This is a genomic window from Ignavibacteria bacterium (assembly GCA_036262055.1).
Lineage (GTDB): Bacteria > Bacteroidota > Ignavibacteria > Tepidaquicellales > Tepidaquicellaceae > DATAJP01.
In genome coordinates, this window is the sequence record DATAJP010000003.1 from 264897 (window position 1) to 285556 (window position 20660).

Consider the following 20660-nt stretch of genomic DNA (forward strand, 5'->3'; position numbering starts at 1 on the left):
TTTTCTAAACTTCAGATAGAAGTGTTTCGACATGTTTCGGAACTTTAACGTTATCGAAAATTTTCTCTATAATTCCTTTTTCGTTAATAATGAATGTTGTGCGCACTATTCCCATATATTTCCTTCCGTACATACTTTTTTCTTTCCACACTCCATAATCCTGAAGCATACTTAAGCTTTCATCAGATAGTAAAGGAAAATTTAAATCAAATTTCTTTTTAAATTTTGCATGGGATTTAACGGAATCTTTACTGACTCCAATAACAACCACATCTTTTTTCTTAAAAGTTTTTATGTTATCTCTGAAATCACATGCTTCTGCCGTGCAGCCGGATGTGTCATCCTTCGGATAAAAATATAAAATTACTTTTTTCCCGTTCAAATCTTTTAAACTGATAACCGAACCATCATCGGCAGGTAAAGAAAAATCAGGAGCTTTATCACCAAATTTAAGCATTTATATATTTTAATTTTTTACCGCTGCGCCTTTTGGAAAAAACATTCTCACAGATATTGCGCTTCCGATTAATCCGAGAAGAATACCGGAGCCAAAAACGAGCCAGTAGTTTGTAGTTAAAACAGATTCCAAATATGTATTCTTAAATACCGATTTAAAAATCAAAAGAGAAATTACAAATAAAACGCTTCCAAGCAATCCCTGTATAATGCCTTCGATTAAAAATGGCGCTTGAATGAAAAATCTTGTCGAGCCAAGCAATTTCATAACCTCAATATTCTTTCGTTTGGAAAAAATCACAAGCCGTATTGTATTTGAAACGAGAAACAATGATGCAATAATTACGATTATTAATATTACCAGATTATAAAATAATCGTGATGAAGACATTGATTCAATTAACTCAACGTCTTTTTGAGGATAAATTATGTCGCTGACAATCGGGTTTTTGGATAACTGTTCCTTTATCTTTTCAAGCCTGTCTTTTGATTTATATTCATCATATAAATTTATTCTGAATGAAGCAGGCAGGGGATTATATTCAAATATTTCAAGCATTTCTTTTCCATAATCTTCCTCAAATTTTTTATATGCTTCTTCTTTGCTGAAAAAATCAAAAACCTTAACTCCTCCTGTCCGTTTTATGTTCTCACGAAGAGAATCAAGAGATTCAGTTGAATAACTATCAACAAGAAATACTTCCAGCTCGACTCTGTTTTTTAATGCTTTAATGGTTTCGTTTGACCTTATTGAAATAACGTAATATAAGGTTATAAGAACCAAAGAAATCGTTATAGTTAAAATCGAGGCAAACGTTGACAGTTTTGCATTATTAAACCCCCGAATCGATTCCCTGAATATAAATTTAAAATTCATTTTTTATTTTAACTTCTCCCAGCCCATTTTGTTAAAGCTCCAGACAATTACATATCCTGCGGCTAAACCAATTGCAATAAACAATAAGCCCATGCCGATTTCACCGAAAATAATTTTACCCATTCCGAATAAAAACATATAAACCAGAATTACTCCCATTGCCCAGTCAAGCATTAAATAAAAATATCCGGAATCAGATTTTACATCAGGAAGCTTATTCGATATTTTCTTCCAGCCGATTCCTCCGGGATGCACTCTCTTATAAAATTCAATAAGCTTACTTTCTTCAACAGGTTTCGATAAAAATGTTGCTATAAGCCATACAATTGTAGTTGCAGGAACAATTATATATAACGTAGTCGGGAATGCAACCTCGGGGAAACCGAATTTTAAAATGCTATAAACCACAAATGGAGTAATTGTTGCAACGATTTCACTAACGGCATTTACTCTCCACCAATACCATCGCAGTATTAATACAAGCCCCAGACCTGCGCCGCACTCAATAACAAAGCTCCATACACCTGAAATACTTGTCATCTGTGTCGTTACTATAATTGACAAAAACATAAACACAATTGTCATTATCTTCGAAACTGAAACATAATGTTTTTCAGTTTCATTTTTCTTGAGAAATCTTCTGTAAAAATCATTCACAAAATATGATGTTCCCCAGTTCAGATGAGTTGCAATTGTTGACATATATGCAGCAAAAAATGCCGCAAGCAACAACCCTTTTAATCCCGCCGGAAGATAATCATTCATTGCTCTCACAAAGCCCATTCCTTTGTCAGCCATTGAAAGCTCAGGATATAAAACTATTGCGCAAAGCCCGACAATAATCCATGGCCAGGGTCTTATGCAATAATGTGCTATCTGAAAAAACAAAGTTGCAAGCAAAGAATTTTTTTCATCTTTTGCGCTCATCATTCTTTGAGCAATGTAACCCCCGCCTCCCGGTTCTGCGCCGGGATACCATGAAGCCCACCATTGAATGCCAATGAATGCAAGAAATGAAGATATTGTCAATGCCAGCACTCCGCCTGCGCCTATTGACGATTCTGCTGATGTAATTGTCGGTGTGAATTGTAATGCCCAATCAGGAAGTTTTGCTTTCAATCCTGAAATTCCTCCAATTGCAGGTTCATTAACAACTATGATTGCAAGAATGATGCAGCCTGCCATTGCAAGACAAAACTGAAAAGCATCAGTAACCGCAACTCCCCATAAACCTGAAAGCGCTGAGTAAACTGCTGTGATTAACATACAAGCGCCAACATAAAAAAGAACATTCGATTCATTAACATATTCCGGAAACATTCCAAGCAAAATCTTTATCATCGCAAGATTTACCCAACCCATGATAATTGTATTCATAACAACACCCATATAAATACCTTTGAATCCTCTGAGGAAAGATGCAAGTTTTCCTGAATATCTTAGTTCAATAAATTCTATATCCGTGAGTATGTTTGCCCGGCGCCATAACCTTGCAAAGAAAAACACTGTAAGCATTCCGCCAATTAGCATGTTCCACCATAACCAATTGCCTGCAATTCCGTTTTGCCCGACAAGTTCAGTTACTGCAAGGGGAGTATCAGCTGCAAAAGTTGTTGCAACCATGCTGATACCTGCAAGCCACCAGGAGAGATTTCTTCCTGAAAGAAAAAAACTTTCTGTATCTTTTCCCGCGCGTTTGGAATAGTATAAACCGATTGCTAATGAAATGAGAAAATATAAGACAATTATAACCCAGTCGATTATTTGCATATTTTCATTTTGGGTTTATGGAAAGGATAATGATATATTGATAAAATGATGAAAATTTAACAAAAGTAAGAAAATTATTATTAAATAATAATATAAAACCTATAAGCAAGTTTATGCGTTGACGGAATAAGAGTTAAAAAATCTATATGGAATTTATTATTATATGAGTTTAAATTGGAATGACTTTAAAATATAAAAATAAAAATGAGATTTAAAAAATTTACTATTTGGCTTTTAATGCTGTCCTTCGGGGGAATTCTTTACATTAACTTGACAGCATTTGAAGATGGTATTGTTGGTTATACCAAAAAAACCGAACCGACATTCGGATGCGGATGTCATGGTCTGGATGCATCACCGGGAACATCCGTTACCATACTCGGACCTTCACAAGTGGTATTCGGACAAACCGCAACATTTCAGGTCAGAGTCGTAAGATTTGGAATGAATGCAGCCGGAACAGATATATCGGCAAGATTTGGAAACGTTCTTTTATCTCCTCTCGACACAACATTGAAAAGAGACTCAACAAACATTTCCCTGGCATACGAGCTGACTCATAAGTTTCCTAAATTAGACCAGAGCGATACCGTAATATGGACATTCCAGTATCAAGCGCCGATAATCGGTATTACAGATACTATCTTTGCAAACGGAAATGCTGTTGACCACGACGGACATTCTGAAAATGATTTCTGGAACTGGGCTGACAACAAAGTTATTCACTTGGTTGTTGGAATCGAGGGCAACTCAAGCGTGGTTTCAAACTTTAAGCTGAACCAGAATTATCCGAATCCGTTCAATCCTGTTACAAAGATTTCCTTCAATCTTTATAAACCTGATGTAGTGAACTTATCGTTATTTGATATAAGCGGAAAAGAAATTGCGAAGCTTATAAATAATAAATATTATCAATCGGGTGAGCAGGAAATCATTCTTGATGCATCAAGATTTAATCTTTCGAGCGGAATATATTTCTATAAGCTTCAGACAAGTACAAATTCCGAAGTAAAGAAAATGGTGCTGAACAAATAAGCTCAGTTTTTAAGTTCGTAAAGTTAATAAATTTATAAAGTAAAAAGGTATCAGGAATTATTTCTCGATACCTTTTATTTTATGATTTTTTTTTCTTCGGATATTTTAATGAAAGTATTATCGATGAGGCAAGTAATATAAGGATTACGAGTAAAGATAACTCTGTGGGAATTACATGTGCAGCGTAATAATGATTAATTATCATTTTTACACCGACAAATACGAGTATCAATGACAACCCATAATTAAGATAATGAAACAACTCAACCAGGTTTGCCATTGCAAAATATAATGCGCGCAGACCCAGAATCGCAAAGATATTGGAGCTGTAAACAATGAAAGGGTCACGGGTTACAGCAAGTATTGCAGGGATTGAATCTACTGCAAAGATAATGTCGGTTGTTTCAATAACAATAAGCACAATAAAAAGCGGTGTTGCATAAAGCCCGTGTTTCAAACGGACAAAAAAATCTCCACCGTGATAATCAGTGGTAACTTTAAAAAATTTCTTAAACAATCTGAGAACCGGATTTTTTTCAGGTTCAAGTTTCCTGTCATTCTGAAACATTAATTTTACACCGGTAAAAATTAAAAATGCTCCGAGAACATAAATCAGGAATGCAAACTTGTTAATTAATACAACTCCTGCAAAAATAAATATACCTCTTGATACTAACGCTCCGATAATACCCCAGAATAGGACTTTGTGCTGATACTTTGCAGGAACGTCGAAATATGCAAAAAGAATCACAAAGACAAATATGTTATCTATGCTTAATGAACGTTCAATGACATAACCCGTAAGAAATTGCCAGGCAGCATCATTTTTGGATAAACCAAGCGGTGATTCATAAAACAGATAAATTCCAACATTGAAAATAAGTGCGAGGAGAACCCAGAAGACGCTCCATAGAAGAGCCTCTTTCATTTTAATGACATGAGACTTTCGGTTGATTACTCCGAGGTCAAGATACAATAATAAAGCAACCAAAACGTTAAAAACTACCCAGAAAGTGGTCTGATTATCCATTTATTAATTTTATCAGTGGTGAAATTAATAGAAATCCAAATTACTTTTTTACTTTTTCATTATAAAGTCAGACAGGATTTTAATAAAAGTTTTTCTTAATTTTCAAATATAATTTAAAATTATTTTTCAATATCAAAACTCATTCTTACTTTATATACAAATTTTATAGTTACTTTAAAATTAATATTTACTTAATATTACGTTCCTATATTTAACAATATAACATTACACTTACTTGAGATATTTTTACCCGGTCTGCATCCTTTTTTGTGTTTTATCGTTCAGCGCTTTTCTTATACCCGGTGATAAAAATGGTAAAACCGACGACGTTAATAATAAGTTCACCAACGTCGGTAATATTGCAATGACTGTGACTAATTACGGAACCATTGGTAACGGTTTTGTAAACTTTCCAAACCAACCCTCATGTCAATATCCCAAAGGTTCAGGAATCGAAAATATGTTTCTTGGCGGGTTGTGGATTGGTGGATATAAAAACGGTCAGCTATATGTAACAACAGGTGCCCTTGACGTATCTACCGCAACGCGTAATGAAGGATTTGAGTTCACAAACGCTGCAGGTTCGGGAATCCTCGAGCGTTCAAGCTTACCTACGTCATCGTTCTATAGACCCGATGCTGTTTCTCATCAGGATTTTGTTTGTGATTTTTTTGATACCAATTTATCTGTCGGCAATGTTGTAATTCAGAATCACACACCAATGGGGACGAAAGTTCTTCTCCAGTCTTATACATACGATTTTAACTACGCTAACTTTTTTGTTCTCTTAAACTATAAAATAATCAACATCGGTTATCGCGGCGATAACGCTCCGATTGACAGTTTGTATCTTGGTCTGTGGACAGATTGTGTTGTAAGAAACACAAACATTACCCCACCGGGCGGAACATCATTTTATAACAAAGGCGGTGACGGATGGATTGATACGTTGCGAATGGCATATGAGTTTGATTATAACGGCGACCCGGGCTTTACAAATAATTATATCGGTATAAAGCTTCTCGGGACTTACCCCAAGCCATATACGGAAGCAACAAGACAAAGAACGAATTTTACGGTATGGCAGTTCAGAAATACAACTGACCCCGTTTATTTCTCACCCACAACTGACGCACAAAGATATTCAAAGATGCAGGGCTTTCTTGCGCCGGGTATCAGAATTGATACAAACAGAATAAATTTTTTAAGACAAAACCCCGGTAACCGTTCAACACTGGTAACTTACGGTCCTTACAGAGATACCTCAGGCAACGCATTTTCTCTCAGATATTTGCAGGATACGGTTAATATAGTTTTTGGAGTTATCTGCGCAAAGAAAAACGGAACTGACCCGATGAATCTTGATACGGATTTCCAGAAAGAAATTTTATATAACAATGCTTTCTGGGCGCAGAGAGCTTATAATGGTGAAGATAGAAATGAAAATGGGCGTCTTGACCCTGGTGAAGATGTTAATGGGAATTTATTCCTCGACAGGTATCTGCTTCCATCACCGCCTGATATTCCAAAGTTAAAAACTGTCATCGCAAACCAGAACGTCACTCTTTACTGGTCAACCAATGGCGAGAATTCAGTTGACCCTATCTCAAACAGAAAAGATTTTGAAGGTTATAGAATTTACAGAACTAATCCCGGTTCGGAACTCACGCTATCGGGTGATCTGACTGAACAATTGAATCTTATTGCAGATTTTGACAGCGCGCATAATTCTTACTTTAATAACACTGGGTTCGGATTCATAAAACTTAACACACCTATGACGTTTGAAGGTGATACTACAAAATACTGGTACAAATTTGATTTTCCTAATCAGCTGAATGGTTTTCAATATGTATATACCGTAACCGCTTATGACAAGGGTGATTCTGCACAAAATCTTGAGTCGCTTGAAAGTTCGCTTTTATCAAATGCACAAAGAATAGTTGTAGGAACTCCTGCAAACAATAATGAAAATGCAGAAATTGGAGTTTATCCCAACCCATATTATGGAAGCGCAATATGGGACGGAAGCGGTGCAAAAAAAGAAGTTTTAAGAAAAATATATTTTTATAATCTTCCATCAAAATGTGAAATTTCTATCTGGTCTTTATCCGGCGATTTAATTGATAAGCTCGATCATGACGCAGCATCATATAATGGAAGCGATATTGAATGGTTCAAGACTTACTCAGATGGAACACAAAAATTTGCAGGCGGTGAACATGCATGGGATTTAATTTCACGGGAAGGACAGGCAATTGCAACTGGACTTTATTTATTCACGGTTAAAGACGTAGTAACCGGCAACATCAAACGCGGAAAATTTTTAATAGTTAAATAAAGATAGAAGTCATTCCTGCGCAGGCGGGAATCCCAATCTTATACAGAAAGGAATTTTAAAAATATAATCTTATGAAATACATAAAATATTTACCACTTTTAATAATAACATTACTTATTGGTTATTCTCTGGGTTTTAATTTTATATCTTCGGGTATTTTTACTCCCGTGCCGATACAGACAATCCAAACCAAACAACCGGATTCATTGGCTCTTGGCAGAGACAGGTCAAACATCATTGATGACTCTGTAGAAATAGTATGCCGCATTGTTGCTCCTTCAAGAGTATCACCGGCTCATAATGACCAGAGAACTCTTTTAAGAGGACAAAATAGTTATACTGCCTATGTTCAGGACACTGCTAACGGCTTATTTGGAGGTCTTGTCATCAGACAGGGCACAAGAGGTCCTGCAACTTTGCTTGATCAAATGGATACAGGGCAAGTTATAAGAGTTCGCGGTGTTGTTCAGGAATTTTGGGGAACAGGAACGCCACCTGCGTCAAACTCAGGTTGGTTAACTCAGCTTGCCATCGATACTGCAGTTGGTTACACTGTAACACCAATCGGAGCAGCAACAAAAAGACCTACTCCTAAACTTGTTAACATAACCGATTTTGCAAACGGTGATTATCCGAACGGCGGAACGATAAATTACATCGATGGAGAAAAATATGAAGGTATGTATGTTGAAATAAGAAACGTCACTGTTGCCTCCGGCATTGCAAACAGACAACCATGGAGCATTGTTGATGCCAATGGAAATAAATTATACATGAGAGATTTTTCGAATTTCTTCACGACTGACCCTGCGCAGACTCTTGATACCGGTTACAGACATCCGAGTTTCGGAACGCCCGTTAATTATATACGGGGAGTTATTATCAACGCAAACAATGAAGGGGCATTTGGAACTCAGATTCCTTATGCAATCGTTCCGATTTATCCGAATGATTTAAGTTTGGGAAATACTCCTCCGATTATTGCAAACCCTTCAAGAAATCCCGGTGTACCGACTCCTTCAAATAATGTTCTGGCAACTTGTTCAATTACGGATGATGGAAGCATTACAAGCGCACAACTACTTTATAGAGTTAACAGAGGTCCTTATACAACCGTAACAATGGGAGCCGCAGGAAACATATACAGCGGAACAATCCCGCAACAGCCGTTGGGTTCTTTAGTTGAATATATTTTCAGAGCGCAGGATAATTCAGGCGGTGTGAGAATTTTACCACAGGATAGCGCGAAGTCAAAACTTTTTTACTTTGTAAAATCAAGCGATTCATTATCAATACAGGACGTTCAATATTGTCCTAACAACGGAGGACGTTCGGCCTATGAAAACTTCGATGTCCGCGGAGTTGAGGGAATTGTAACTGCAGATACAAGTGACATCAGAGCATTCAGTTATTCAGGCGCAGGCGGCACACAAACCTCACCACGCAGGGTTTATATTCAAAACGGAACAGGTCCATGGAGCGGTATCTGGATTTCTGGTGATGCAACTGACCCGCTTAAAAGAGGAGACCGAGTACGCGTAAAAGGAACAGTTCAGGAAAACTTCAGCGTCACAAGAATAAACGTTACTTCGGCATCGAATGTTGTTGTATTGTCACAAAATAATCCTTTGCCTGATGTTCAGAATGTTACAACAGGTGAAATTGCGAACAACAAACAGGATGGTGACTCAACTATTGAAAAATGGGAATCTGTCTTTATCAGATTTAATACACCTGTCGTTATAAGCTGTATAAATGCCGCTACGGGTATAGCGTGCACAACTCAGGAACCGCTTATCGATACAACATTCAGAAGAAACTTTGGTGAAATTTTGGTATATCAACCTGCTAATGCTGAAGCAAGAATTGAGCTTCAGGATGGCAACATAACATACTCAAACAACTGGAATGGTCTTGGAAGCACACCGCCGAATACATTGCTTACAAAGAACGACAGCATATCGTTTGTTCAGGGAATTTTATATTTCTCATTTAGTAATTACAAAACCTGTCCAAGAAGAAATTCTGATTTCGGAACGATAACACCTGTCGGCATAAGCCATATTTCGGAAGTTGTTAACAATTATAAGCTTTCACAAAATTATCCTAATCCGTTTAATCCAACGACAAGATTTAATTATTCATTGCCGACCGCTGCAAACGTAACCTTGAAAATTTATGATATTCTCGGCAGAGAAGTGCAGCAATTGGTAAATGGATTTAACCCGGCAGGAAGTTACATAGTTGAGTTCAATGCAACTGCACTTGCAAGCGGAGTTTATTTCTACAAGCTTGAAGCATTCGGAACAAACGGCACAAGATTCTCCGATACAAAGAGAATGATGCTTATAAAATAGTTTAAAGTTTATAAAAAATTTTTGTCATTCTGAGCGAAGCGAAGAATTCCCAAAAAAATGGGATTCTTCGTCGCTTTGCTCCTCAAAATGACACAATACAATCATTCATTGAAACTAAGTTTTAAAAATATTTTTTTCTTTCTGTTTATAATCTCTGCTTGCATTGGATATTATTCTTGCAGTGAGTTAACAAATAATCCCATTGCGAATCAGCCACCGCAGACGCATATCACTTTATATCCTGACAGCATTATTGCTCCGGGTTCGACCTTAAGATGCATAAGCTGGTGGGGAGATGATGCTGATGGATTTATTGTCGGTTATAGAATTTCTTTTGATTCAGTTAACTGGTCATTCACTACTGTCCAGGACAGTGCTTTTGTTTTGTCTATACAGGGCAAGGACAGCACATTTAATTTTTTTGCTGCTGCAGTTGATGACAAAGGTCTTGTTGACCCGACTCCTGCATCAATGTTATACCCAACAATTAATACACCTCCAACCATGTCTTTTGATGCCAGCACAAGTATTCCCGATACAACATTTCCGGTAGCTACATTCAAATGGAATGGCTTTGACCCTGACGGTATAGAAACCATTAAATATTATTACTGGTCATTAAACGATACGCTTAACTTTAAAAAAATTAATGGCAACATTAACATAATGACATTAACTGCTGATAGCGGACTTGCACTTGATGCCCGAAACGTTCTCTATATGAAAGCGCAGGACCAGGCAGGAGCATTCAGCCCGATTGTTAAAACTCCGTCTGATTCTTCACATTGGTATGTTAAAAAGAACACAGCTCGGATTTTATTGATAAAAGATGTTTCTCCGATTGATACTTTATATGCAAATCCTTATTATGGTATCGCCTTTGATACAATTAAATATGATGTTCTCGACATAAGATCACGCAATGGCGCTTTGGTACCAAAAATTGTTAATCCTATGTTTATAGAGACATTAAAATTGTTTGAGATAGTAATGTGGTCGGCAGGCTCAGGAAATGCTCGAGCGGCAAATCAATATTTATCTGAGCAATTACCATTTTATCTTCAAAGTGGTGGTAAAGTCTTTTTTTCATCGGGGTTTAATACTTCATTTATAGTTCCTTTTGATAGCATTTATAATTTTGTTCCTATTGATAGTTTTACCTTCTGCACCATTCCATTTTATACTTCAGGAGCAAGAGATTTATATAATATTGATAAATCTTATCCTATAATAGGACCTAGCTCACCGACATTATATGTAAAAGGTATTAAAGTTCAGAAAAATATACCGGTGGTTTATAAACTTTATCATGGAAGCGGATGCTTTGATACAATTACAGTTGCAATAAAAGATGTTGCCGTAAATCCGAAAGTAATTTATATGTCAATCCCCGTTTTTAATTTTAACAGCAATCCGGAAAACTCAAAAGCATTATTCAGAAGAATATTTATTCAGGAATTTGGATATTAAAATTTTAAATATAACTTTTACACGAATGAAAAATTCCCCTCTTGAGAGGGGTGTCGCACAGCGACGGGGTGTGTTAATTTTTTTATTCGTAACTATCTTATTTTTCATAACTAATTTTTCATTTGCTCAAACTGATTCCACTCAACTTGCAACGATGTATGGAAGAGTTTCGGATTCATCAGGAATTTATCTTGAGGGTGTTACAATAAAACTTAAAGGAACATATTTCGGAGGAGTTTCCGATTATGAAGGATTTTATGAAATTACAGGCATAAGTCCTGGCGCATATACAGTTGAAGTTTCTGCGATAGAATATAAAACTGTCGAATACACGGATATCCAGTTTCAGCCGGAAGAAAGAAAAGAGTTTAACATAGTATTAAGTTCATCTGCATTTTCTGTTGACCAGGAAATTGTTGTCATTGGTGACCGACCTTTACTTGATATTGAAGAAACTTCAAGTAAGCATATTGTAACAAGTGATGATATTACTAAATCAATTGTAACAGATGTTAAGGACATTGTAACTCAACAAGCAGGAGTAGTAAAAAGCGACAATGAAATTTTTATTCGCGGCGGAAGAAGCTATGAAAACTCATACTTACTCGATGGTGTATCTGTCCAGGACCCGCTTTCAGGAACGGGATTTGGTTTACAAATGTCCGCTAATTCACTCGAAGAAGTCGAGGTTATAACAGGAGGTTATAATGCAGAATACGGACAGGCTACAAGCGGCGTGGTTAATGTCAGAACGAAAGAGGGAAGATATGAACGGTATAATACTTACATTTCTTATAAGCGTGATAATTTTGGGTCATCGGTAAATTCCGGTACAAGTTTTAACACCGATATTTTCGAAATGAACCTCAGCGGACCTGAGCCAATTTCAAAATTTTTATTGAAATCATTAGGAGTGAATATTCCCGGTGAAATTACTTTCTTTGGAAATTTCTTTATGGGCTTTTCTGACGGATATTATGTTAATACGACAGGTAAAAAAGCAAATCAACTGTATTCATCAACATTCGGAGGAACAAGGTTTGCTCCGCGTCAGGATAATAACTGGTATTGGCTTGGAAAAATCACTTACCGCATCACTCCGCAAATGAAACTTGCGTATTCTTATAATCAATCCGTTTCGATAAATCAAAATTCTACTTCGCTTCAGTCAAATCTTGAATACGTTGAACCGTCTCCCGGTTATCAATATTTATTTCAGGATATTCTGGACAGCGCATTAACATATACATCGAATACAAATTTCAACACAGTTACCTGGACGCATACTTTAAGCGCAAAAACGCTTTATGAATTAAAGCTTAACAGATTTTTTACTAAGATGAGAGCTGATGCAAACGGGAAAAACTGGGATGAGTATCAAGAACCGTTTGATATTGTTAAACCTCCTTTTGTTTATTATGAAATTGACAGCACGCATACGGGTATAATTCCCGGTGATGGATTTTATGATGTTGGCAATCCTTTCACGTGGCACGACCATTTTGTTGAGGAGTATTCCATAAAAGGTGACTTAACACACAATTTTTCAACTACAAGCAAGCTAAAAACAGGTTTTGAGTCGAGCTTTCAGGAAATGCAGTTAATTGATATTTATCAGCCTTGGGTAAAACCATTCGGATTGAATAATGATGTTTATAAAGTCTATCCTGCGTTCGGTGCATTTTACGGACAGCATAATCTTACGTTTAAGGGAATGATTTTGAATTACGGTTTACGATTCGATTATTGGTTTCCCGGTAAATTCGTGGATGATGCCGTTAATAATCCTGAAGTTGTTACGATTCCGGATGATGTCCGAAAAGCATATATGGAAGACACTTATGGTTTATTTGGTCAAAGATGGAAAGGAAGAATATCGCCGCGTGTCGGTATTTCGCATCCGATAACGGATAACCAGACTTTATTTTTTTCTTACGGACATTTTTCAAAACGTCCGAAGCCGCAGTTTATTTATGCTAAGCTCAATCCGCAAACCGCGAAGTCAACTTTCCAGAGGTTCGGAAATCCAAATCTAAATCCTGAAACAACAGTATCGTATGAGCTCGGGATTAGAAATCAGTTTTCAAATGATGATGTTCTTACCATCACGGCATATTACAAAAATATTTATGATTACGTTGCGACCAGAAGCATAAGAATTAACAGCGGAAGATTAATAGGGCAGTCGTTTATTTCTTATTTCAATCAGGACTATGCAAGAACGCGAGGCATTGAAGTTGAATACAAAAAACGAATTGGTAAATGGTTCAGCAGTAAATTTAATTTCACATATTCTGTAGCAACAGGTAAAAGCTCAGGAGCTGATCAGGGCTATCTTGTAATCACAAGAGGCGCTCAGGAAACAATCACAGAAAATTTTCTTAGCTGGGACAGACCTTTGCAGGCAAGCGCGAACCTGTATTTTCACATAGAAAAAAATAAACCATTATTTGGGTTTGCTCCTGGAATCCTTGATGACATTAACATTAAATCCAGAATTTTCTTCCAGTCAGGCAAAAGGTATACTCAGCAAGTCAGAACCGGGACACTTGAAAACGGCAGACCTGAATTCACTCCTGATTTTGACAATGTAAATGGCAAAGTTGCTGCAAACTGGTTCTATATGGATTTGGATTTTGAAAAGTATTTTACATTCTTAAACACGGAAGCAGCATTCACAATATCAATTTTAAATCTTTTTAATAACAGGAATTCGGATATTATAGACCCGGTAACTGGAAGTGCATATGAGTTCGGCGACCCAACTCCCAACAGCTGGAATGACCCTTTATACCCGGATTTACAGGCACCTTTAGAGCCGTATCCTTTTAGTCCGGCAAGATTTTCACCGCCAAGACAGATTTTATTTGGCTTGTCATTAAAAATATAAAACTATAGGTATATTTAACTTAAATTAGAATTGTATAAATTTCTTATAATATTGATAGTTGCATTATTCGTCTCAGGTAAAGCTGATGCTCAGCTTTTTCCTAACTTGGGAGGTCAAAGAGTCGGAACTGCGTCTCTACAATTCCTAAAAATTGGCAACGGTGCGCGTGGAACGGGCATGGGTGAATCTTTCGTTGCTGTTTCCGACGATATATCATCTTTATATTGGAATCCCGCAGGGCTAACTGAATTTACTGAGAATGGTATAACCGCATCTTATACTCAATGGTTTGTTGATACTCGTCTGCAATATTTTGGAGGAGTTTATCATTTCGGAGGTAATAACGCTGTTGGAATAAGCGTTAACTCTTTGCAAACCGAAAATATGAAAGTAACTACTGAGTTCCAGCCGTTCGGAACGGGTGATGAGTTCAGGTTTGCCGACTTGGCAATTGGTCTTTCATATGCACGGAAAATGACTGAACAGTTTTCATTTGGATTTACAGTTAAATATGTAGAGGAAACACTTGGTTTACTGAAAATGAAAGGTGTAGTCGGAGATTTAGGAACGTTTTATAAAACAGGTCTTGGAACGACACGTTTTGCCGTTGTGATTGCTAATTTTGGAGGGCAAATTTCTCCTGCAGGCGAGGTAACTTTACCGGGCAACAGAACCGCAAATAATTTTCAGCAGTTTCCGCCGCCGACATTTTTCAGAATCGGTTTTGCGATGGAACCGTTTATGAATACAACGAACCGATTAACAACATCGATACAGCTTAACAGCCCTAATGATAATGCAGAGAACGTTAATTTTGGTTTTGAATATGCATATAAAGAATTTTTGTTTTTAAGAGGCGGATATAAATTCAATGTTGACTCTGAAAATTTTTCGCTCGGAGCAGGCGTTAAACTGCCGATAACTTTTGCAATGGCTCATCTTGATTACTCAATTGCAAATTTTAAAGAGCTTGGATTAGCTCAAAGAATTTCTTTGAATTTATTATTTCCTGATTTTAGTCAATAAATAACTGTCATTTCTGCGAAGGTAGAAATCCATATGTAAGAAACGTTTGAAATTTAAATTATTAAATATTTTTATTTTCTGTACAATCTGCGGTTTAGTTTTAAATAGCTGCGGCGAGAAAACTGACCTTTCGCAATTCCCGATTACAACCGGCGGAACGGATACTACGTTTAATGATACGACTTATGTTCAGCAGTCACCTGATTGGACACAATTTAATCATCCCGAAGCATTGATTGTCGGAAAAGAACCTCTGCTTTATATCTCTGATACTAAAAATAACCGAGTTGTTCAGATGAATATTGCCGGTGGTGAAATTGGTTCGCTTAATATGCTCAATCCCAGAGCATTAGCACAGGATAATAATTTTGATTTACTTGTAATTGCGGATTCAGTAACTACCTTGAATGATACTATTAGCGTGGTATATAGAATTCAGCTTGTCAGCATCGGCGGCATAATATCAAACGCATCTAAACATGCTGTCATTACAAGTGATTTTGCGACACCAATTTCAAGCAGACGAAGAAGATTCACGGGAATTTCAACTTATCCCGATAATTCATTTATAATAACCCGTGTAGGACCTGACAACGTCAGCCCTATTGACCCTGATAACGCACTCATAAAAGTAAAAGGTTTATTTAGTGTTCAGCAATATAATATTCTCACAGGATTTGCAACAACTGGCAATGGTATTTACTCAATTGAAAATACTTCAGCAATTTCAACAATTCCGAACAGCTCGACTGATTTCATAATTACACGAAGCACGCCTGACTATGCCTTTAAAGTTGAATGGTTTGAATACGATAACGTGAACGGTGCTTATTTGCCAAAATTTTTACCTGAAGACAATGTTGATATTGTCCGCATTCAGTTAGGTCTGCCTCAGGACGTTACTCTCGATAACAGCAATAATGTCTATGTAATTGACTCCGATAGAGACTCATTATATAAATTCTCAAACAGCGGACGTTTTAGAAGCGAATCATTCGGTGGAACGGGTAACGGACAGAATAAATTTAACAACCCGATGGGTGTGGCGTGGTTTAATAAAGTTTTATATATCGCTGATACTGATAATAATCGTGTAGTTCGGTTCAAACTCTCAACAGATTTAAATTAATAAATAAATTGCAGGAAGTCATTCCCGCGAAAGCGGGAATCCCATTCTGTTCAAAAACCTTTTGTCTAAAACCAAAAAAAATAAATCACAGCCGCAAAAAGTTTACTCGCCTTATTACGATTATGCGCTTTTTATAATCTTCGGAATATTTATTGTTCTTCTTACAACGTTTAAAATTACCGGTGATGATGATGTGTTCTGGCATCTTGCAACCGGAAAGTATATAATTGAAACAGGACATGTTCCTTCTCAGGATATTTTTGGTTATGTAACCGAAGGACAAGAATGGATGCCGTTTGAGTGGGGATGGGATATATTAACTTATGGTATTTACAGCATAGGCGGATATGAAGGGCTTTCAATTCTACGAACTGCAATATTTCTCTTGATTTTTTATATTTATTTTTTGATTTATAAAAAATTTAAAATCAGCCCGACCATTTCGTTTCTTATTCTGACTGTTCTTGCATTTGGAACAATGGACAGGTTATCTCCGCGTCCCCACATTATCTCGTTCTTATTTTTTGTCCTGCTGCTTTATATCATAATTCAATATAGATATTTCAACCGTGTAAATTATAAGATTTTATTTTTCCTTCCCTTGATTTTTTTATTCTGGGCAAACATGCATATGGGCATAATTGCCGGAATGTTTTTGTTCGGGATATGGCTTGTCTCTGAGATTATAATTTATTTCAGACCGCAATCGTTTTCATCGAAAGAAATTCCTGCATTAAGCAAACCGGAACTTACACGCTTAGCGTTAATTTTTCTTGCGTGTATATTGATAATGCTTGTAAATCCTAATTTTTATCAGACATATATATATGCATACAGCCACACGAAGATGAAACTGCTTGAGACTATTAATGAATGGCGTTCGCCGTTTGGGGATGGCAGCGATGGTGGTTTTGTCGGGACAATTTACAAAATATTTTTATTCGGCGGTCTTATAATTTTATATTATGCAGTTAAGAAAAAAGATTTGTTTGCCGGATTGGTTTATCTCGGTTTTGCGTTTTATTCTGTTCGAGCAGTCAGATTTACAGTCGATTACAATATAATAGTTTCGGTTTTCTTTACGATTGCGCTTAGTTTTATAATTGAACATTTAAGAAGCAAAGGAATAAAAAATTTATTTACGATTAATCCAATTCCCAAAGTTATCATTTCTGTTTTTCTTATATATTGCATTTTTAATCTGCCAAACAACAAACTTTATCTTGAGACTTTGCAGTACTATAGAATTTCAGGATTTGGAATTAATTCCGATTTCATTCCGACACAGATGTTTGATTTTATGAAACAGAATCAGATTCCCGAAAAAGGTGAACGTGTGTTTAATCACTTCGGAACCGGCGGGTTTTTAATCTGGAATTTCCCCGGTGAGAAAAATTTTATTGACAGCCGTAACTTGAATGACAGTATTTTCTTCGAGTATAATACCATTACAGGAAAGCGTCCCGGCTTTGAACAAAAAGTTAAAGATTACAATTTTGAATATGCAATGTATCTTGCTCCTGACTTAGTCCGCGCACCGCAGGAAATGGAACAAACTTCGATTTCATATTTCAGCAAAAATCCCGACTGGCGTCTTGTGTTCTGGGATGATAAGTCTTTCTTATGGCTAAAAAACGAACCCAAGTTTAATGATGTTACTGAAAAATACACATACAAATATCTTACACCATATAATTTTGTTTATAATAAGGCATTACTTGAGAAAGGAATTCGTGAAGATAAAGAGACTGTCAAAAAAGAGCTTCAGCGAAAAATGAATGAGGAACCGAATGGAGTAATTGTTAATTCATTTTTACAAACTTACGGAAACAAATTAAACTAATTTATAACATAAAATGAAAAATTTATTTTTACTAATAACATTATTGCTTATTGCTCAGAGCGCATTCTCTCAGGTTGTTCCAATCGCATCGATAAGGCAAAATGATGCAAACGGGATTCCAGTACTGCTGAACCAAACAAGAACAATTACCGGTGTTGTTACGGTTGCAAATCAATTCGGGGGTCCTTCATGTATTCAAGATAACACAGCGGGAATGTCAATATTTGACAATACCTTTTCTGCAGCTGTCACAATCGGAGATAGCGTAATTATTACTGGAACAATTGCTCAATTCAATGGACTTACCGAATTTACAACCGTTACTTTCAGTGTTGTGAGTTCCGGAAGAACAGTGACACCCGAAGTGATTAATTTATTACAGTTCACAACTCAGCAATGGAATGGTCTTGAACAATATGAGAGTAAACTTTGCAGATTTAACGGGTTGACTACAACTGCAACAGGAACGTGGGGCTCAAATCAGAATTACACGGTTGCGGATGGAACGGGAAGTTATGCGAGCACAATGAGAATTGACAATAATACGAATCTTGTAGGTGCAATTGTTCCTTCGGGAACTTTTGATTGCATTGGTGTCGCAAGCCAGTTTAAAAGTGCAGCACCGTACAATTCAGGCTATCAATTTCTTCCGCGATTTGTGCAGGATGTGATTCAGGGCGGGGGTCCAATTATCGTAACTAATCCGCTTGAGTCAAACATTCAGTCAACAAGCATAACTATATCATGGTCAACGCAAGAACCCGGGTCGAGCAGAATAAAATATATGCGTCTTGATTCTAATTATCAGCCAAACAATTATCTTGATTCTGTTTTCAGCGGAACAATGACAACAAATCATTCTCTTAATCTTACGAATCTTAAACCGGGAAAAATTTATCAGCTTGAAGTAAGCTCTACAAACGGAACGGGCACAAGCTTTGCGCCTGTGAAATATGTTTCAACCTCATCGCATCCATCATCCACAGGCAAGATGGAGTTTTATTTTAATAAATCTGTTGACACATCACTTGCGTTTGTAAATAATAAAGCGAACGGCAATACTGACTTTAAGGTCAGGTTAGGTGAACGAATTGATTCAGCACAGTCATCAATCGATATGGCTATATATTCGTTCGATGACATCGTTCAGTTAAAAGATAAATTAATTTTTGCTTTGATAAGAAACGTGAAAATTCGTGTAGTTTATGAAAACAGAACCAATCAACAATTGATTGATGACCTTATCTCAGCAGGTATAAAAGTTCAAAAAAGAACCGATGCCAACGGATTAATGCATAATAAGTTCTTGGTTTTCGATGCCCGTGATACGACTAATTTTGCTAATGATTGGTTATGGGGCGGTTCTGCTAACATAACCGATGAACAATTTTACGATGATGCGCAGAATGTGCTTCTTATTCAGGACCAGTCTTTGTGTAATGCTTATACAATCGAATTTGAAAAAATGTGGGGCTCGCATACCGATAATAATATTTCTGCAAGAGCAAGATTCGGGGCAAACAAACCAAAAAACACTCCGAATCTTTATAAAATAAACGGAAAAACTGTTGAAATGTATTTCTGTCCTGAGGATTTTATTTCTCCAGTTATTGAAAATTTGATTAGCACCACTGCTAATACTTCAGTAAACTTTTGCATATTTGCTTTTACACGTTTTAATATCGCAAATAGAATGCGTACATTTTATCTGCCTCCAAGCAGAATGGTTCGCGGTGTGTTTGATGACGGACAGGCATCACAGGATGTATATATGGAAATGAAAGGCATAGGAGGTTCATCACCGTGGACAACTCCTGCAAGAGTTTTTCTTGATACAAGACCGGGACAGCTTCATCATAAGTATATGCTGATTGACCCTGAAACTCCTTCAAGCAATCCGATTGTTGAAACAGGTTCCGCAAATTATTCTAACAATGCTTTCTTTGATAATGATGAAAATGTTATAATATTTTATGATTCGCTTATTGCAAATTTATATTGGCAGGAATTTGCAAAACGTTTAACCGATGCAGGCGGAACAATCAGTGTTCATCAAATTGGTTCTGAAGTTCCAGGTGGTTTCGAGCTTTCACAAAATTATCCAAACCCGTTCAATCCTGAAACAAGCATTGAGTTTTCTGTTCCTGTAAACAGTTTTATAAAATTAACAATTTATGATGCTCTCGGCAGAGAAGTCGAAACTCTTGTGAACAAAGAAATGACGACAGGAAAATATATTGCGAAATGGAATGCGTCAAAATATGCAAGTGGTGTTTATTTCTACCGCCTGCAAACAGATAACTTTGTGAAAACTCATAGAATGATGCTGATAAAATAAATCCGAACAATAAATAATTTTTTGAGTTAAAAAGGGACTATATGTCCCTTTTTTGTTGTATAACTACAAGAAAAATAAAGGTATAACGAAATAAATTT

13 protein-coding genes are annotated in these 20660 nt (G+C 36.6%); 9 read left to right on the top strand and 4 right to left on the bottom strand.

What is annotated here, in order from left to right; all coding sequences use genetic code 11:
* Positions 1–4: 4 nt before the first annotated feature.
* From bcp to VHP32_08335, 3 genes are read right to left on the bottom strand one after another with little or no spacing between them, the layout of a single operon-like run.
* Positions 5–457 carry a thioredoxin-dependent thiol peroxidase gene (gene bcp / locus VHP32_08325; protein ID HEX2787896.1) on the bottom strand — a complete coding sequence of 151 codons (453 nt, stop codon included), beginning with the start codon at positions 455–457 and terminating at the stop codon, positions 5–7.
* A gap of 9 nt (positions 458–466) precedes the next feature.
* Entirely contained in the window at positions 467–1333 is an 867-nt protein-coding gene (locus VHP32_08330; GenBank protein ID HEX2787897.1) for a permease-like cell division protein FtsX, read from the bottom strand.
* 3 nt (positions 1334–1336) lie between these two features.
* Positions 1337–3103, bottom strand: a complete 1767-nt coding sequence (locus VHP32_08335; GenBank protein HEX2787898.1) for a sodium:solute symporter family protein — start codon at positions 3101–3103, stop codon at positions 1337–1339.
* 237 nt (positions 3104–3340) lie between these two features.
* On the opposite strand from VHP32_08335, the gene VHP32_08340 reads away from it, so the two are divergent.
* The gene (locus VHP32_08340; GenBank protein HEX2787899.1) at positions 3341–4138 is read left to right on the top strand and encodes a T9SS type A sorting domain-containing protein; all 798 of its coding nucleotides are present in this window, start codon (positions 3341–3343) and stop codon (positions 4136–4138) included.
* Positions 4139–4217: 79 nt separating this feature from the next.
* On the opposite strand, the gene VHP32_08345 is transcribed toward VHP32_08340, so the two are convergent.
* Positions 4218–5168 (bottom strand): TerC family protein, encoded by a 951-nt coding sequence (locus VHP32_08345; protein HEX2787900.1) that lies wholly within the window; start codon positions 5166–5168, stop codon positions 4218–4220.
* A gap of 235 nt (positions 5169–5403) precedes the next feature.
* On the opposite strand from VHP32_08345, the gene VHP32_08350 reads away from it, so the two are divergent.
* The 8 genes from VHP32_08350 to VHP32_08385 all read left to right on the top strand — a co-directional run bounded on the left by VHP32_08350 (position 5404) and on the right by VHP32_08385 (position 20562).
* Positions 5404–7509, top strand: coding sequence for a hypothetical protein (locus VHP32_08350; GenBank protein HEX2787901.1), 2106 nt, complete (start codon positions 5404–5406; stop codon positions 7507–7509).
* Positions 7510–7580: 71 nt separating this feature from the next.
* Positions 7581–9866: a T9SS type A sorting domain-containing protein gene (locus VHP32_08355; protein ID HEX2787902.1), complete on the top strand. Its 2286-nt coding sequence runs from the start codon at positions 7581–7583 to the stop codon at positions 9864–9866.
* 57 nt (positions 9867–9923) lie between these two features.
* On the top strand, positions 9924–11336 hold the full coding sequence (locus VHP32_08360; protein HEX2787903.1) for a hypothetical protein: 1413 nt from the start codon (positions 9924–9926) through the stop codon (positions 11334–11336).
* A gap of 25 nt (positions 11337–11361) precedes the next feature.
* Positions 11362–14226 carry a TonB-dependent receptor gene (locus VHP32_08365; protein HEX2787904.1) on the top strand — a complete coding sequence of 955 codons (2865 nt, stop codon included), beginning with the start codon at positions 11362–11364 and terminating at the stop codon, positions 14224–14226.
* A gap of 30 nt (positions 14227–14256) precedes the next feature.
* Positions 14257–15252 carry a PorV/PorQ family protein gene (locus tag VHP32_08370; protein ID HEX2787905.1) on the top strand — a complete coding sequence of 332 codons (996 nt, stop codon included), beginning with the start codon at positions 14257–14259 and terminating at the stop codon, positions 15250–15252.
* Positions 15253–15298: 46 nt separating this feature from the next.
* Positions 15299–16381 (top strand): hypothetical protein, encoded by a 1083-nt coding sequence (locus VHP32_08375; protein ID HEX2787906.1) that lies wholly within the window; start codon positions 15299–15301, stop codon positions 16379–16381.
* A gap of 61 nt (positions 16382–16442) precedes the next feature.
* Complete coding sequence (locus tag VHP32_08380) at positions 16443–18224, top strand: hypothetical protein (GenBank protein ID HEX2787907.1); 1782 nt, start codon at positions 16443–16445, stop codon at positions 18222–18224.
* Positions 18225–18237: 13 nt separating this feature from the next.
* The gene (locus tag VHP32_08385) at positions 18238–20562 is read left to right on the top strand and encodes a phospholipase D-like domain-containing protein (GenBank protein HEX2787908.1); all 2325 of its coding nucleotides are present in this window, start codon (positions 18238–18240) and stop codon (positions 20560–20562) included.
* The last annotated feature ends 98 nt before the right edge of the window (positions 20563–20660 follow it).

Coding starts and splice junctions, on each gene's coding strand:
- bcp (HEX2787896.1), bottom strand. CDS start 457: ATGCTTAAATTTGGTGATAAAGCTCCTGATTTTTCTTTACCTGCCGAT.
- VHP32_08330 (HEX2787897.1), bottom strand. CDS start 1,333: ATGAATTTTAAATTTATATTCAGGGAATCGATTCGGGGGTTTAATAAT.
- VHP32_08335 (HEX2787898.1), bottom strand. CDS start 3,103: ATGCAAATAATCGACTGGGTTATAATTGTCTTATATTTTCTCATTTCA.
- VHP32_08340 (HEX2787899.1), top strand. CDS start 3,341: ATGCTGTCCTTCGGGGGAATTCTTTACATTAACTTGACAGCATTTGAA.
- VHP32_08345 (HEX2787900.1), bottom strand. CDS start 5,168: ATGGATAATCAGACCACTTTCTGGGTAGTTTTTAACGTTTTGGTTGCT.
- VHP32_08355 (HEX2787902.1), top strand. CDS start 7,581: ATGAAATACATAAAATATTTACCACTTTTAATAATAACATTACTTATT.
- VHP32_08360 (HEX2787903.1), top strand. CDS start 9,924: ATGGGATTCTTCGTCGCTTTGCTCCTCAAAATGACACAATACAATCAT.
- VHP32_08365 (HEX2787904.1), top strand. CDS start 11,362: ATGAAAAATTCCCCTCTTGAGAGGGGTGTCGCACAGCGACGGGGTGTG.
- VHP32_08385 (HEX2787908.1), top strand. CDS start 18,238: ATGAAAAATTTATTTTTACTAATAACATTATTGCTTATTGCTCAGAGC.